Source organism: [Mycobacterium] stephanolepidis (assembly GCF_002356335.1).
Classification (GTDB): domain Bacteria; phylum Actinomycetota; class Actinomycetes; order Mycobacteriales; family Mycobacteriaceae; genus Mycobacterium; species Mycobacterium stephanolepidis.
In genome coordinates this window covers 1297209-1313125 of sequence record NZ_AP018165.1, presented here as the reverse complement: position 1 = coordinate 1313125, position 15917 = coordinate 1297209, and the positions used below count along the sequence as shown (strand labels likewise).

General features: G+C 64.4%; 16 protein-coding genes. 4 read left to right on the top strand and 12 right to left on the bottom strand.

Annotated elements, in window-relative coordinates; all coding sequences use genetic code 11:
* Positions 1–79 precede the first annotated feature (79 nt).
* Complete coding sequence (locus tag MSTE_RS06645; RefSeq protein ID WP_096499920.1) at positions 80–910, top strand: SDR family NAD(P)-dependent oxidoreductase; 831 nt, start codon at positions 80–82, stop codon at positions 908–910.
* A 45-nt stretch (positions 911–955) separates the two neighbouring features.
* Positions 956–1789 carry an SDR family NAD(P)-dependent oxidoreductase gene (locus MSTE_RS06640; RefSeq protein ID WP_096499918.1) on the top strand — a complete coding sequence of 278 codons (834 nt, stop codon included), beginning with the start codon at positions 956–958 and terminating at the stop codon, positions 1787–1789.
* Positions 1790–1816: 27 nt separating this feature from the next.
* Here MSTE_RS06640 and MSTE_RS06635 read toward each other — a convergent pair whose 3' ends face one another.
* From MSTE_RS06635 to MSTE_RS06615, 5 genes are all read right to left on the bottom strand, one after another.
* Positions 1817–3091, bottom strand: coding sequence for a serine hydrolase domain-containing protein (locus tag MSTE_RS06635; protein ID WP_096499916.1), 1275 nt, complete (start codon positions 3089–3091; stop codon positions 1817–1819).
* A gap of 105 nt (positions 3092–3196) precedes the next feature.
* Positions 3197–4468: a serine hydrolase domain-containing protein gene (locus tag MSTE_RS06630; protein WP_096499914.1), complete on the bottom strand. Its 1272-nt coding sequence runs from the start codon at positions 4466–4468 to the stop codon at positions 3197–3199.
* A gap of 87 nt (positions 4469–4555) precedes the next feature.
* A complete protein-coding gene (locus MSTE_RS06625) occupies positions 4556–5416 on the bottom strand; it encodes a glycine betaine ABC transporter substrate-binding protein (protein ID WP_096499912.1) in 861 nt (286 codons plus the stop codon).
* A 14-nt stretch (positions 5417–5430) separates the two neighbouring features.
* Positions 5431–6573 carry an NAD(P)-dependent malic enzyme gene (locus tag MSTE_RS06620; RefSeq protein WP_193442079.1) on the bottom strand — a complete coding sequence of 381 codons (1143 nt, stop codon included), beginning with the start codon at positions 6571–6573 and terminating at the stop codon, positions 5431–5433.
* Between the two features lie 85 nt (positions 6574–6658).
* Positions 6659–7270, bottom strand: coding sequence for a MarC family protein (locus tag MSTE_RS06615; RefSeq protein ID WP_070920300.1), 612 nt, complete (start codon positions 7268–7270; stop codon positions 6659–6661).
* Positions 7271–7365: 95 nt separating this feature from the next.
* Here MSTE_RS06615 and corA point away from each other — a divergent pair, with 95 nt between their 5' ends.
* Positions 7366–8460 (top strand): magnesium/cobalt transporter CorA, encoded by a 1095-nt coding sequence (corA, locus tag MSTE_RS06610; protein WP_030094819.1) that lies wholly within the window; start codon positions 7366–7368, stop codon positions 8458–8460.
* 4 nt (positions 8461–8464) lie between these two features.
* Here corA and MSTE_RS06605 read toward each other — a convergent pair whose 3' ends face one another.
* The 6 genes from MSTE_RS06605 to MSTE_RS06580 form a co-directional block, all read right to left on the bottom strand.
* Positions 8465–9070: a suppressor of fused domain protein gene (locus MSTE_RS06605; RefSeq protein WP_096505542.1), complete on the bottom strand. Its 606-nt coding sequence runs from the start codon at positions 9068–9070 to the stop codon at positions 8465–8467.
* Between the two features lie 11 nt (positions 9071–9081).
* A complete protein-coding gene (locus MSTE_RS06600; RefSeq protein ID WP_096499908.1) occupies positions 9082–10284 on the bottom strand; it encodes an ABC transporter ATP-binding protein in 1203 nt (400 codons plus the stop codon).
* Between the two features lie 2 nt (positions 10285–10286).
* Positions 10287–11096, bottom strand: coding sequence for a carbohydrate ABC transporter permease (locus MSTE_RS06595; RefSeq protein WP_408645910.1), 810 nt, complete (start codon positions 11094–11096; stop codon positions 10287–10289).
* Positions 11097–11125: 29 nt separating this feature from the next.
* On the bottom strand, positions 11126–12040 hold the full coding sequence (locus MSTE_RS06590) for a carbohydrate ABC transporter permease (protein ID WP_096499904.1): 915 nt from the start codon (positions 12038–12040) through the stop codon (positions 11126–11128).
* Entirely contained in the window at positions 12037–13452 is a 1416-nt protein-coding gene (locus MSTE_RS06585) for an ABC transporter substrate-binding protein (protein ID WP_096499902.1), read from the bottom strand. The genes MSTE_RS06590 and MSTE_RS06585 overlap by 4 nt, the downstream gene beginning before the upstream one ends.
* A gap of 187 nt (positions 13453–13639) precedes the next feature.
* A complete protein-coding gene (locus MSTE_RS06580) occupies positions 13640–14161 on the bottom strand; it encodes a general stress protein (RefSeq protein ID WP_030094813.1) in 522 nt (173 codons plus the stop codon).
* A gap of 158 nt (positions 14162–14319) precedes the next feature.
* Between MSTE_RS06580 and MSTE_RS06575 the strand changes: the two genes are divergently transcribed.
* Positions 14320–14955, top strand: a complete 636-nt coding sequence (locus MSTE_RS06575) for a DUF4190 domain-containing protein (protein WP_096499900.1) — start codon at positions 14320–14322, stop codon at positions 14953–14955.
* Here MSTE_RS06575 and MSTE_RS06570 read toward each other — a convergent pair.
* Positions 14952–15914 carry an HpcH/HpaI aldolase/citrate lyase family protein gene (locus MSTE_RS06570; RefSeq protein WP_096499898.1) on the bottom strand — a complete coding sequence of 321 codons (963 nt, stop codon included), beginning with the start codon at positions 15912–15914 and terminating at the stop codon, positions 14952–14954. The two genes, MSTE_RS06575 and MSTE_RS06570, sit on opposite strands and share 4 nt — an antisense overlap.
* Between the last annotated feature and the right edge of the window lie 3 nt (positions 15915–15917).

The window sequence follows — 15917 nt, the reverse complement described above, 5'->3', positions numbered from 1 at the left end:
ACCCGACCACGCCGCGCCACCATCCATTACCCTCACTGATTGACGTCAGCGTCGCAACGTAAATCTGTCAGGAGTAGTCATGGATGGCTTCAGCGGCAAGGTGGCCGTGGTCACCGGTGCGGGTTCGGGAATCGGACGAGCACTGGCGGTGGAACTCGCGCGCTCGGGCGCCAAGGTTGCCATCAGCGATATCGACAACGAGGGCCTCGCCGAGACCGAACGTCAGATCAAGGCCCTGGGCGCGGAGGTTCGCTCCGATCGGCTGAACGTCGCCGAACGCGAAGCCTTCCTGCTCTACGCCGACGTCGTCAAAGAGCACTTCGGCAAGATCAACCAGATCTACAACAACGCCGGCATCGACTTCCACGGCGACCTGGAAGTCAGCGAATTCAAGGACATCGAGCGGATCATCGATGTCGACTACTGGGGCGTGGTCAACGGCACGAAGGCCTTCCTGCCACATCTGATCGCCTCCGGCGACGGTCACGTCGTCAACGTCTCCAGCATCTTCGGCATCATGGGGGCTCCCGGCCAAAGTGCTTACAACGCAGCAAAATTCGCGGTACGAGGCTTCACCGAATCACTGCGCCAGGAAATGATCATCGGCAAGAAGCCGGTCGCGGTCACCTGCGTGCACCCCGGCGGCGTCAAAACCAACGTGGCCCGCAACGCCACCATGGCCGAGGGCTATGACCACGCACAGTTCGCGAAGTTGTTCGATCGGGTCGCACGCACCAGTCCGCAGGCGGCGGCCCGGATCATCCTCACCGCCGTTCGCAAGAAGAAGCCGCGCGTACTCGTCGGGCCCGATGCCAAGGTGATCGACTTCCTGGTTCGGCTGACCGGCGCGCGCTACCAGGATCTGTTCGTTCTCGTCGAGCGATTCTTGATGCCCAAACGCTCCCACTGACCCACTACTCTGACTATTTGACAGTCGTCTAACAAGGAGACATCTATGGAAGGCTTCAGCGGCAAGGTGGCCGTGGTGACCGGTGCGGGTTCGGGAATCGGACGTGCCCTGGCGGTGGAACTCGCACGCTCTGGCGCCAAGGTGGCCATCAGCGATGTCGATGCCGAAGGCCTGGCAGAGACCGAACGCCAGGTCAAGGCCCTGGGCGCGGATGTTCGCGCCGATCGCCTCAATGTCGTTGAGCGCGAAGCCTTCCTGCTCTACGCCGATGCCATCAAGGAGCACTTCGGCAAGGTCAACCAGATCTACAACAACGCCGGCATCGCCTATCAGGGCGAGGTAGAGGAAAGCCAGTTCAAGGACATCGAGCGGATCATCGACGTCGACTTCTGGGGCGTGGTCAACGGCACCAAGGCCTTCCTGCCGCACCTGATCGCCTCCGGCGACGGTCACGTCGTCAACGTTTCCAGCCTGTTCGGCGTGCTGTCCATGCCGGGCCAAAGTGCTTACAACTCGGCCAAGTTCGCGGTACGCGGCTTCACCGAGTCGCTGCGCCAGGAAATGATCATCGGCAAGAAGCCGGTCGCGGTCACCTGCGTGCACCCCGGCGGCATCAAGACCGCCATCGCACGCAACTCCACCGCCGCAGAGGGCTACGACGTCAAGGCCGGGGCCGCATTGTTCGACAAGTACCTCGCGAACACCAGCCCCGAGGCCGCGGCACGCATCATCCTGACCGCCGTACGCAAGAAGAAGCCACGCGTACTCGTCGGGCCCGATGCCAAGATCCTCGATGTGGTCGTTCGGATCACCGGGGCGCGCTACCAGGACATCTTCTCGCTGGTGACGCGTTTCGTCATGCCCAAGCCCACCAAGTAACGACCCGGGTCGATCATCCGTGTGGCGCTAGCGCGCCGCGCGGATGATCGACGGCAAGAAGGTGCCGATGATCGTCTGGTCAAAGACCATCGTGGTCGGCAGCCGGTTGTGCACGATGGCAACGGAGATCCTGCGCTTCTGATCGGCCCAGCCGAAGGAGCCACCCGCGCCGATATGCCCGAAGCCGCCACCGATCACCGGCGCCACCAGGGAGTGATATCCGCGGTGCCAGCCCATCGGTATCCCGAGCGTGTGGTCTATCTGGTAGCTGTTCTTGCGTCCGAGGCCCTGGGTGACTTCGGGCGAGAGCAATCGTGTTCCGTCAACGCTCCCGTCGCCCGCCAGGGCCGCGTAAAGCTTGGCCAGCGCGGGTGCGGTACAGCAGGCGCTGCCGGCTCCGCACCGCAGATCCATCACCGGAGCACTCGCATGCCCGTCGTCGGCCAGCAGCATCTCGGCACCCGGCTGGTACAGCGTGGAAGCCGCACCCTTGGCCCCGGGCATCCTGTCGAGCATCCCCATGACCGGCGGAGCCGTCCGACGGATAAAGCCGGACCGTGCGACCCTGTCCAAATGCGGTGTGAGCGCCGCTGATTCAGAGGGCGCACCCTTGGGCGGCCTACCCATGTGGAGACCGTCGACGCCCAGTGGCTCGGCCAGTTCGGTGCGGTACAGCTCTTCGAGGTCCTTACCGGTGACAGCCTTGGCGAGCCGTCCCATGAGCCAGCCGATGGACAACGCGTGATAGGCGGGCTTGCCGAAATATCTGTCGACGGGCGCTGCGGCCAACCGGTCGGCCATCAGATCCGGGTCGAACATCTCCTCGTAGTTATGCGCGATACCCGTCAGTCGCGACAGCCCCGCCGTATGCGACAGAATCTCGTCGACCGTGATCGCGCCCTTGCCATGAGCGGCAAACTCGGGCCAGTACCGGCTGACCGGGGCGTTGTACTCAAGCAGTCCGCGGTCCACCAGTTTGTGGATGATGGTGGCGGTGACTCCCTTGGACGCCGAGAAGATCACCGGCGCCGTATCCCGCGTCCAGGCCTGCCCCTTCTGCGCCTGACCGGCCCACAGATCCAATACGGGTTCGCCGTCCACGTACACACAGATTGCGCCACCGCCCACGCGGTACCGGGTAAAGGCAAGCGCGAAGACGCGCACCACCCCGCGGAACTCCGGGCGCGCCCAGCCATTCACCCCCGGCAGCAGCTCCACACCGCGTTCCAGCGGCGGATAGGCGAAGGGGGTGGGTAGCGGTGATTCCGGGACCGCGTCATCGAGGCCGTGAGGTTGTGCCATAAGTAACAGTGAGTACCAGGTACTTGGCGTCAAGACAAGGGTGATGAGTCAGATGTCGGGACAGATACCCAATCGACGCTCGACGATTGGGGGCACTTCACGACGTCAGCCGACGGCCTTGACGATCTGCGGCCACAAGAACGCAAACGAGATCTGGTCGAGAGCCATGGTAAGCGGCAGCCGGTTATGTGCGAGGCCGACAGCGATCTTGCGCTTGGGGTCGGCCCATCCCATCGAGCCGCCGAGCCCGATGTGGCCGAATCCGCCGCGGAATCCATTCATAGGCAGCGACATGTATCCCAGGTGCATGCCCATGGGGAACACGATGGTGCGGTCGATGCTCAGGTTGATCCTACGAGCAAGCCCGGCAACGGTTTCCGGCGAAAGGAACTCACGGCCCTCGACAGTGCCACCGCCTGCCAGGGCGGCGTACATCTTGGCGAGAGCCGGTGCCGTCGCGACCGCGTTGGCCGCGGGTGCCTGCATGTCGTACAGCGCTGAACTCAGGGTGCCGTCGTCGGCGAGAATCCGCTCCATTCCGGGCTCGTACATCGTGCCGATCGCGCCCTCGAAACCGGGAAGACGATCGATGGCACGGATGACTGTCGGCAGCACCCGGCCCACCACAGGCCGGGTCGCCACCGGATCCAGGAATGGGTACATCGAAGCGGCCTTGGTCGACGAGGTCCGCGGCGGACGTCCGAGATGTATCCCCTCGACCCCGAGCGGCTCGGCGATCTCGGTGCGAAACAGCTCACGCATGTCCTTGCCGGTGACCGACCGGGCCAGGCCCGCAAGCAGCCACCCGAAGGTAAGCGCGTGATACGCGCGTTTGCCGTAGAACTTGTCGACCGGCGCCGCGGCCAGACGCTGTTCCATCAGCTCGTGGTCGGTGACTTCCTCCGCATGGCGCGCGATCCCGTCCAACCGGGAAAGTCCGGCGCGATGATCGAGAACCTGGCGCACGGTGATCGAGGACTTACCGTTGGCGCCGAACTCCGGCCAGTAACGCGCAACCGGGGCGTCATAGACGAGTAGGCCACGATCGACCAGACGGTGAATCACGGTGGCCGCGATGCCCTTCGACGCCGAGAAGACAAGCGCTCCGGTGTCGCGTGTCCAGCCCTGCCCCGCGGCAGCCGCTCCGGCCCAGATATCCAATGCCGGTTCACCGTCGACGTAGACACAGAGACCACCGCCGCCGAGGCGGTACTTGGTGAACATCCACTCGAAGGTTCGGACGACGGAGGCCAGCTCGGGCCGCGCCCAGCCCTCCACGCCGTTCGGTAGCCGCAATCCGGGCAGGTCACCCGGGTACAGCTCAGTGCCACGTACAGGTGCTGTGGCCGCAACATTGGGGCCCAGTGGGATCGCCATAGTGACACTTGGGTACCACGTGTCAAATATTCGGGTCAAGTCACAATCTGATTGCCTGCGGCGTTATCGCAGGTCACAGCACTGCGATCATCCACGCAGCAAAATTTGGTGATCGTTGAGCCAGGTGTCCACCACGCCCTGAGGGTCTGCGCCGCCCGACACCTCCCGGGTCATCGCCGCCAAGTCTCCGGTGGTCAACTCACCGGCAACCTTGTTGAGCGACAACACTTGTGGCTCGGTCAACTCGTTTCGACGGTACAACGGCACCACACTGTTGGCGGGAAGCCACTCGGACTCGTCGTCGAGCAGGGTGACCCCGTCGACAGGCAGGCTCGGACTGGCAGTGCTGGTCCAGGCCACCGCGATCTCACTGTGCTTCAGTGCCGCGAAAAGTTCAGCGGCGCTGACGAACTGGCGGGGCGCACCGGTCTCACACGGACCGACGCGCGGCACCGGCACCGGGCCCTGCCCCACCTGTCCGCTATGCGCCAGTTGATCGCAATGCCGCACCAGGGTCTTCAGTGTCGGTTTGGACGAGGCGCTCGGGGACGCCGCCACCGCCAGCGCCGGACGATCTTCGGCAGTCCCATAATCGGCGGCTGCCACACCGGCGGGCAGGGCGGCGATCATGGACTTATAGGTGACCTCTTCGTCACCGCTGGCCCGCTGCTGTGGCGCGAACTGCCGTAGCAGCCTCCCGGTGAATCCGGGTGCGACGCTCGCGATACCGGTATCCAATTCGGCTACCGGATCGGCACTCTCACGCACCTTGGTATCGATACCGGTCGCCTTCACCACCGCGGCATAGATGTGCGCAAGCACCCGATACTGCGGGTCATTTGTGGTCACCACCGTCAAATACGGTGCGGGACCATGATTGTCCGAACACGCGGCGAGTACGGACACCGCAGCCAGCAGCCCCGCTATCCACCCGCGAACCTTGAACATCGACGGCTAGCGGGCTAGTCGCTCTCGTGCGCGACAGCCTGGACCGCGGCGGCCACGGCGGGTCCGACGCGCGGATCGAGCGGGCTCGGCACGATCTTGTTCGGTGCCAGGTCTGGTTCCACGACCGAGAAGATTGCTTCGGCCGCAGCCACTTTCATCCGCTCGGTGATCTTGGTGGCCTCGGCGTCCAGCGCCCCACGGAACACACCGGGGAAGGCCAGCACATTGTTGATCTGATTCGGGAAGTCGCTGCGTCCGGTCGCGACAATGGCGGCGTACTTGGCGGCCACGTGCGGGTGAATCTCGGGATCGGGATTGGAGCACGCGAAGACGATGCTCTCGTCGGCCATGGTCGCGATGAGCGCCTCGTCGACCTTTCCGGCCGAAACGCCCAGGAACACATCGGCACCCGCGAGCGCCTCAGCCTGTCCGCCGGTGAGACCACGCGGGTTGGTGCGCCCGGCAAGGTCTGCCTTGAACTCGTTGAGGTCATCGCGGCTGGAATGCACGATGCCCTTCGAGTCCAGCACCGTCACATCGGTAATGCCGTCGGCCAGCAGGATGTTGGCGCATGCGACGCCGGCCGCACCCGCACCGGAGATCACCACCTTGAGCGACTTCTGATCGCGGCCCAACACACGCGATGCGCCCATGAGCGCCGCCAGCACCACGATGGCGGTGCCGTGCTGGTCGTCATGCATCACCGGACAGTCCAGCGCCTCGATCACGCGCCGCTCGATTTCGAAACAGCGCGGCGCCGAGATGTCCTCCAGGTTGACCGCACCAAAGGTGGGGCGCAGCCGGATGAGCGTCTCGACGATCTCGTCGGGATCCTTGGTGTCGAGCACGATCGGGATGGAGTTGAGCCCGGCGAAGGTCTTGAACAACGCGCTCTTGCCCTCCATGACAGGCAGGGAAGCCGAAGGACCGATATCTCCGAGGCCGAGCACCGCACTGCCGTCGCTGACGACCGCGACCAGGCGATGCGCCCAGGTGTACTTCTTGGCCAGGCTGGGGTCGGCGGCAATGGCCCGCGATACCTGCGCAACACCCGGGGTGTAGGCGATCGACAGTGCGCGCTGTGTGTCCAGCGGCGACTTGAGCTCTACCGACAGCTTCCCGTCGATATGTGCTTCGAAAATCTCTTCATCTGTCACGACAACGTCGGATGCGGTCACAGCGGTGAGACTACTGGCCCCCACGAAAGTCACTCCTGGCGACTCTGGAACTGTGAGCGGCCCGTTACGCGCCTGCCACGAATCCACGCACCGACTCGGCGATCATCTGCACCGCGATGGCGGCCAGTAACAGACCCGCGACCCGGGCCAGGAGCATGATTCCGCCCTCCCGCAGCACCCTGATCAGCACCGTCGAGAACCTCAGCGTCAGATAGAGCACCAGGTGCACGCACAGGATCGCGGCGGCGATGGCCAGATACGTGCCCACCTGCCCCTGCGCTTGACGGACCGCGATGATGGTCGCCGCGATGGCTCCCGGCCCCGCCATCAGCGGGGTGCCCAGCGGGACAAGCGCCACGTTGACCCCGCTATCGGCGTTCTGGCTGGTGGCGCCGCCCATCAAGAGCGATAGGCCTGTGATGAGCAGCAGCAGGCCGCCCGCGCCCTGCAGCGCGGGCACACCTATATGTAGGTAGGTCAGAATCGCCTGGCCGCCGATCGCGAACATCGAGATGACGGTCAACGACACCGCCGGCGCCTGCCAGGCGGCGCGATGCCGTTCGGCGGCGGGCTGTCGGCCCGTCAGCGACAGAAACACCGGTACCGCACCCGGGGGATCCATGATGACGACCAGGGTGATGAACACTGAGGTGAACACCGCAATATCGAATGTCACGATTTCAGTGTCCCAGGCGGTCCCACAGGCTCGCGGGTTACCATCGCGCGGAACGGTTCCGCAGAACGATTGGTTGCGAGCAGGGAGCCCACATCATGGCGCGATTTCCGTCGGTCAATCCGTCGTCGTTGCGTTCACCTATCCGCGGCCGCGAACCCGAGACCGATGCCAAGCGCATCCCGGTCCCCCTCGCCCGCGCCATTGTCGACTGTGGTGTGTACGTCGACGGGGTCCGGCTGCCGGGCAAGTACACGCCCACCGCCGCGCTGGAGAAGGTGCGCTCGCTGGATCGCGGGTTCGTCTGGGTGGGTCTGCATGAACCCGACGAACATCAGATGGAGGCGGTCGCTCAGCCTTTCGGACTGCATCGGCTGGCCGTCGAGGATGCCGTGCACGCGCATAACCGTCCGAAACTCGAGCGGTACGACGACACTCTGTTCTTGATTCTCAAGACCGTGAATTACGTTGAACACGAATCTATCTCCTCCGCCCGCGAGATCGTGGAGACCGGCGAGATCATGATTTTCGTGGGCGGCGACTTCGTGGTGACGGTGCGCCACGGCGACCACAGCGGGTTGGCGAAGGTGCGCGCCCAGATGGATTCCGATCCCGATCACATGCGGCTGGGCCCGTATGCCGTCATGCATGCCATCGCCGATCGCGTGGTCGACTCGTACATGGAGGTCTCCGACCTCGTCGAAACGGATATCGACGCCATGGAGCAGAACGTCTTCTCGCCCCGCTCCAGCACCGATATCGAGCACATCTACATGCTCAAGCGCGAAGTGGTGGAGCTGCGTCGCGCGATCAGCCCGCTCACTGGAGCACTCAGCAAGCTCACCCAGGACCACAACGATCTGATCACCAAGGAAGTCCGCAGGTATCTGCGTGACGTGCTCGATCATCAGAGCCACGCCGCCGATCAGATAGGAAGCTATGACGAGATGCTCACCTCCCTGGTGAATGCGGCCCTGGGCAAGGTGGCCATGCAGCAGAACACCGACATGCGCAAGATCAGCGCGTGGGTGGGTATCGCCGCGTTTCCGACCATGCTCGCCGGGATCTACGGCATGAACTTCGAGCACATGCCCGAGCTGGCTGAGCCGGCCGCCTATCCGATCGTCCTGCTCGTCATGGTCGTCGTATGCACGCTGCTGTACCGGAACTTCCGAAAGAACGGGTGGCTGTAGCGCACTAGCTCGGCTGCGCGTGGGCGCGCGACGGATCCTTCACATCGATATCGGCCTGCTGCCATGCATCCCTCAACGCATCGGCGCCCTTGAGCCGTACCCAGGCCGCTTCGTTGGCGGTGATGGGTACCGCCACCAGAAAGCGCACCGGCGAGAGCGGTTCGGGTAACGGAAGATCCGGGATATCGCCGGTCTGCAGCAGCACCGCCGTGTACGCCTGCCGTGCCGGATCGTCCCAGAGCGGCTGCCCCAGATCGACCAACGCGTCCTCGGTGAGCACCAGCCCCTCCACCGCAGGCGAGGCGGCCAGCACCGCAAGAGATCGGGCCAGGCCGGGAAAGACATTGCCGCGCAGACTGATCAGCACTTCGGCGCGCGGGCCCAGCTCCTCGGAGGTCAGCATCTCCCCCGGGTCGGCCATGGGATACCGCGAGGCTCCCACGGAGACGAAATGCGATACCCCGGCGTCATCGGGACCGTAGCGCAGCAGCTCATAGGGTTCAGAGCCGAGAAAGGTGACCGAGGCCGAATCCGGTTCGCCCGCACCGATACCCGTGAAGTGATCGGCCAGATGCGCGCGTACCTGACGGACGATCTCGTCCGAATTCATCCCCGCGCCGGTCACTGCCCGGTAGTGCCATTGCCGGGCAGTGAAAGGTTCTCCCCGGATGCGGCATCGAAAACCACCAGCTTGCCGGTGTCGATGATCAGCTCGATGGGCTGCCCCTCCACGGCCTTGGACGCCGCGGAAAGCCTTGCCACGAATTCGTTCTCGTCTGCCCCAGCCGACCCTGCCTCCTGGGCCAGTTCAGCCAGCTCATCCGAATGAGCCGCGCCGCCCTCGGTGGTGAAGTGCACGTACTTGTCCGAACCCAGCGACTCCACCATGTCGGCGTTGACGGTGAGCGTCAGTCCGGTGATGCGCTTGTAGGTGTCGACCAATGTGGCGTCCTCGAACTGCTCGGGCCGAATCCCCACGATCACATCACTACCCAAAACGCCGGCCTTCTTGGCGGAAACGTTGGCGTAGACACTCGCCTCGAGTGTCACCTCGCCGAACGGCAGCTGCACACCGATATCGGTAAGCGTCGCGGGGAAGAAGTTCATCGCAGGAGATCCGATGAAACCGGCGACGAACAGGTTCGCCGGGGTGTCGTAGAGCTCCTGGGGAGCGCCGATCTGTTGCACCTTTCCGGCACGCAGTACCACCACGCGATCCCCGAGCGTCATCGCTTCGGTCTGATCATGCGTGACGTAGACGGTGGTGGTACCCAACCGCTTTTGTAGCCGCGCGATCTCGGTGCGCATCTGTACCCGCAGCTTGGCATCGAGATTGGACAACGGCTCGTCCATGAGAAACGCCTTCGGACTGCGCACGATCGCACGGCCCATCGCCACCCGCTGGCGCTGTCCTCCAGAGAGGTTGGCGGGCTTGCGATCCAGATAGTCGGTCAGATCCAGGATTTTCGCGGCCTCTTCGACCTTCGCGTTCACATCGGCCTTGCTCATCTTCGTCAGGGTCAGCGGAAAGGCAATGTTCTGGCGCACGGTCATATGCGGATACAACGCGTACGACTGGAACACCATGGCGATATCGCGGTCCTTGGGCGCCTTCTCGTTGACCCGCTCACCGGCAATCGTGAGCTCGCCCGAGGAGATGTCCTCGAGTCCGGCGATCATGTTCAACGTCGTCGACTTACCGCACCCCGATGGCCCGACCAGGATGATGAACTCGCCGTCGGCGATGTTCAGGCTGACGTCCTGCACCGCCGCGGAACCGTCCGCGTACGTCTTGGACACCTGGTCCAGCACAATCTCAGCCATCGCTAACCCTTCACTGCACCGGAGGTCAGTCCGGCAACGATCCGTCGTTGGAATATGAGCACGAAGATGATGATCGGCACCGTGATGACGATGGCGCCCGCGGCAATCGATCCGGTGGGCTCCTCGAATTGCGAACTGCCGGTGAAGTTCGCAATGGCGACCGGGGCGGTGATGGATCGGTCCGTGGCGGTCAGCGAGATCGCCAGCAGCAGGTCGTTCCAGGCGAAGATGAACACCAGGATCGCGGACGTGACGATGCCCGGTGTGGCCAACGGCGCGATCACCTTCCAGAAGGCCTGCGCCGGTGTGGCTCCATCCATCTTGGCGGCCTTCTCCAATTCCCAAGGGATCTCACGGAAGAACGCCGACAGCGTGTAGATGGCCAGGGGTAACGCGAAGGTGATGTACGGGATGATCAGTCCTGGCCAGGTGTCGAACAGGCCGACCGAGCGCTCGATGTTGAAGATCGGTGTCACCAGCGAGATCTGCGGGAACATCGCGATGAGCAGTGCCGCGCCGACGAGCGCCTTCTTCCCCGGAAAGTCCAGTCGAGCCACTGCGTACGCGGCCATGGTGCCCACACTGACGGCGATCACCGTCGCGATGAGCCCGATGCCGATGGAGTTCACCAGTGCCGAGGTGAACACGTTTCCGCTGAAGATGCTGCGGTAGTTGTCAAGCGTCACCGGCCATGGGAGGAACTTGCCGTCCTTGACCGTGGAGGTGGGTTTGAGCGACAGGCTCAGCACCCACAGCACCGGCACCAGCGCGTAACACAGCACCAACACATCGGCGATCACCCACCCCGACAGCTGCCGAGCGCGCGACGGACTTGTGCGGCTCACCGTCTTGCCCCTTCGTCATCGGCCGTCGGTGCGGCGGCACCGAAAACCTTGATGAAGATGAACGCGATGATGGCCACGCACAGGAAGATCAGGACACTGATCGCCGAACCAAGCCCGACGTTGAAGGCCTTGAACAGGTTGTCGTACCCCAAAATCGACACCGACCCCGTGTTGTTGCTCCCACCGGTGAGCACGTAGATGTTGTCGAAGATCCGGAAGGCATCCAAGGTTCGGAACAGCAGCGCCACGAGAATCGCCGGTTTCATGATCGGGATGGTGACGCGGATCAGTCTGCTCCAGCCGTTGGCACCGTCGACCTGGGCGGCCTTCAACAAGTCGTCTGGGACCAGCGCCAGGCCGGCCAGCAACAGCAGAGCCATGAACGGCGTGGTCTTCCACACCTCCGCCAATATCACCACCGCAAGCGATGGAATCTGTTGTGTCAGTGGCGCACTACCCGAAGGAAGAAGGTTCGCCAGATATCCCGTACCCGGAGTCCACGCGTAGTACCAGCTGTAAGACGCTGCGACGGTGACGATTCCGTAGGGGATCAGCACGGCGGTGCGCACCACGCCCTTCCCGAAGATCGTTCGATGCATCACCAGCGCGAGGGTCAGGCCGAGAACGAGCTCGATGACCACCGAAATCACCGTGATCGCAAGTGTGACCACCAGGGCGCTCCACCAATATCGGTCGGTCAACACCGTGACGTAGTTGTCGAACCACACCAACTTGCGGTCCTGCGGGCTGGCCAGGCTGTACTTCTGCAGGCTGAGCCAGATGGCATAGCAAATGGGGTACGCGGTAACCGCGAGCATGAGAAGCGCGGCCGGTGCGATCAGTAGGAGACCGAGACGCCGCTCGGACTTCTTCCCCGCCGAGGCGGCCTCTTTGACACCCGAACCGGTCACGGGATCAGCCCCCGTCCATCCACGGCCTTCTGCACCTGATCGGTGAGCAGATCGGCGGTGCGCTCGGGATCGATTCCGGTGATCGGCGCCAGCGCAGCCGAGACTCTTGTCGAGATGGCTTGGTAGTACGGGGACGCCGGACGCACCGCGGCGTTGGCGAGTTGCTCGCGGATGATTGCGTACGCGGGGTACTTGGCCTGGAATTCGGGATCGTCGTAGAGGGAGGAGTCCACCGCGGGGAGGCCGCCCTCGATTGCCGTCGCCTTCTGGTTCTCGCGGCTGCGCAGGCAGTTCAACGCCTCGAAGGCCTGCGCCTTGTAGCGCGTTGTCTTGGCGACCCCGATGTTCAGCCCACCGATGGTGACCCTGGCGGGCTGCCCCGCGACCGCCGCCGGAAACGGTGCGAAACCGAGTGCCGCACTGGTTGCCTCGTACGCGGCCGTGAACTGCTCGTCGTTCGGTTCGAAGCGTCCCGCGCCGCCGATCGCACCGGTCAGATCCGGGCGCCGATCCAGACGCAGGAACGGAACGCCGCCCTTGATCGCGTTCTCCATCATGCTGGCCATCACGAACGGCCAATTGATCTCAAAGGCGGCCTTACCTTGCTCAAAGGCCAAACGCGCTGTGCCCTCATCGGTCTGGGTAATCGAAGGATCGGCACCGTCTGCCGTCGCGATCGATTTGATGATCCGCAATGCGGTGACCGTGGCGGCGCGATGCTCCGGGGTATCGGTCAAGGTGACTCGCTTGCCGTCATCGCCCAGCACCGAGCCGCCTGCGCTGACCAGTAGGGTGTTGAACAACACCACCAGGCCCTCATACTGCTTGCCCTGCAACGCAATCCAACTAGGCCCGCCCGTTCGCGCGAAGCCCTCGGCTTCCTGCACCGTCTGATCCCACGTCTCGGGCGGTTCCGGAACCAAGTCCTTGCGGTACCAGAGCAGTTGGGTGTTGGTACTCAACGGGGCGGCGTACAGCTTGTCCTTCCAGCGGGCGCTGGCCAGCGGACCCGCGAGAGTGTCGCGCTGGGCGTTGGCGTCGGTGACACCCGCCGGATCGTCCGAAAGCGGCAGTGCCCAACCCGCTTCGGCGAACTCCGCGGTCCACACCACGTCCATGCCCATCAGGTCCAGGGTGCGATCGTTACCGGTCAATCGGCGAGCCAGCTGCAGCCGTTGCTCGTCGGCCCGCTTCGGAAGGCTCACCTGCCGGATGGTGAACCGCCCACCCAGTTCCTTGTTGCATCGCTGCGCAGCGGCCGTGAAGGTCCCCGCCTCACTGGACGGCGTGTAGAAGCGGATGACGATCTCGTCGTCGGAGCGAGCGCATCCCGTCAGCGAAGCCAGCGTCAGGCACGTGACGCCCAGCGCCACAGCCTTCCGTCGGAACCATCCGGCCGACGACTCCAACACGACCGCCTCCTGGTTCGTTGACGCGTCTCGGCACCTCCGTGTGCCGGTACGGCGGGCACACCCGTCCCGCGCGGCAACCGTAGAGCTAAAACCAGGTGACATGCAACATGTTCGGTGCGCGCGTCTCACCATCCGGGGCGCGGGCAACGCCGCAGGCCAACGCCATATGGCCCGCAGCCGAGCAGGCTCAGATAGCTAGCTTGGCCAGCATGTCGCGCGCGGCCTCTGCCTGCGCGGGCTCGCACAGCACGTCATAGCGTCCCGCGACCAGCTGCATGGTCGATGCGAAATCCCTTGTGCCCCTCGTCATCGCGTAGGGCACCGCGGCGGTGACCAATCCGAACACCAATCCGACGGTAAGTCCCACGACCAGCGAGCCGGCGAGGTTGGTGCTGAACATCCCCAGCACCAGGCCGATGAACAGGCCCAACCACGCTCCACTGAGCATGCCCCCGCCGAGCACCTTGGGCCAGGACAGTCGGCCGGTCACCCGTTCGACCTGCATCAAGTTCACGCCGACGATGGTGACGTTCTCGACCGGGAATTGCTGATCGGACAAGTAGTCAACGGCGCGCTGAGCCTCCGCGTACGTCGGGTACGAACCGATGGGCCAACCTTGCGGTGGCGTCGGCAAAGACAGGGAAGAAGACAACGGGGAACGCGGTGACGTCGAGCGCTGTGGCTGCCCGGGTGTGAGCGGTTGTCCCACGAGTTCGATCCTCCTGCAGAAGTCGGTAATGCACGGTAACGCGCTAGCTGGCACCCATTTAACGCCCGACGGCACCGGATGGTGCCCCTTTGACCGCGACCTGCGACTTTCCACCCGCAGCTCGGCCAGAAACGTCCTCGATACGCTAGGTTTGCGCCATGACTACCCCGGGCAACGAACCCTCCGGCACCGGCCCCGACGCCTCGTCCGGATACGAGTATCCGCCCCTGGAACAGTCCGCGCCTCCGGCCGATGCCGCTTCCTCGGCCAGCCAGGTGCCTCCGAGCATTCCCCCGGCGTGGGAGACGCCCGGACCTCCCCCGTCCTACCCCGCCTATCCGACCGCTCCTCCCGCTTATCCCACGGCTCCGCCGCCGTATCCGACGGCACCGCCGGCATATCCGCAATACGGCCAGACGTATCCCCCGTATCAGTCGGGACAGCCGGGCCCATACCCGCCGCCGGGTTACCCCGCTGCCGGTGGCTATCCCGGATACCCGGCGCCCGGATACGCCGACCCGTACGGATACGGCGCCTACGGGCAGACCGGTGGCGGTACCAACCCGCTGGCCATCGGTTCGTTGATCGCGTCGATCGTCGGCGTCTTCTGCGGCATCGGATCGATCGCCGGAGTCATCATGGGCTTCATCGCGCTCAATCAGCTGAAGAACTCACCGCAGGACGGCAAGGGTGTCGCCATCGCCGGGATCATCATCGGTGCCGCGGTGATCGTGTTCTGGGTGTTGATCATGATCATCGGCGTCGCCTCGGGCGGCAGTTCGAGTTCGTACTAGCCCGTCGGGGGCTCAAACGGGGGTGCCTGTCGCGCCATACCCGCAGCACGGCCCTTGCCGGCGATTACCAGGGCCATCTTGCGGCTGGCCTCGTCGATCATCTCGTCCCCGAGCATCACCGCGCCACGTGCGCCGCCTGCCACCGAGGTGTGCCACTCGTAGGCGTCCAGGATGAGTTCGGCCCTGTCGTAGTCCTCCTGGCGCGGGCTGAAGATCTCGTTGCCGGCCTCGACCTGGGCGGGGTGCAGCACCCACTTCCCGTCGAAGCCCAGCGCGGCCGAACGACCGGCCGCGACCCGGAAGGCATCGACGTCGCGCACCTTGAGATAGGGGCCGTCGATGGCGTCGACGCCGTGGGCACGCGCGGCAACCAGGATGGTCATCAGCACGTGGTGATACGCCTCGCCGTCATAGCCCGGAGGCTGCTCCCCGACGACCAGGGTGCGCATGCCAAGGCTGGCCATGAAGTCGGCGGGGCCGAAGACCAGCGACTGCACCCGCGGGCTCGCCGATGCGATCGCATCGATGTTGGTGAGTCCTTCGGCGTTCTCGATCTGCGCCTGGATACCGATCGCGCCCACCTCGAGTCCTTGTGAACGCTCAACCTGGGTCAGCAGCAGATCCAACGCCGTCACATGCGAAGCGTCCACCACCTTGGGCAGCAGAATGTTGTCGATGTTGCCGCCGGCCCGCGTGACAACCTCCACCACATCCGCGTAGGTCCACTCGGTGGTCCAGTCATTGACGCGCACCGATCGCAGCTGGCCGGACCATCCCGGCGCATTGAGAGCATCGACGATGCGCTGACGCGCCTCCACCTTGGCCGGTGCCGCCACGGCGTCCTCAAGGTCGAGGAAGATCTCGTCCGCGGGAAGGGTTTTCGCCTTGTCGATCATCTTCTGGCTGCTGCCCGGAACGGCCAGAGTGGTACGGCGCGGACGGTAGGTGGGAGCTGTCACAAC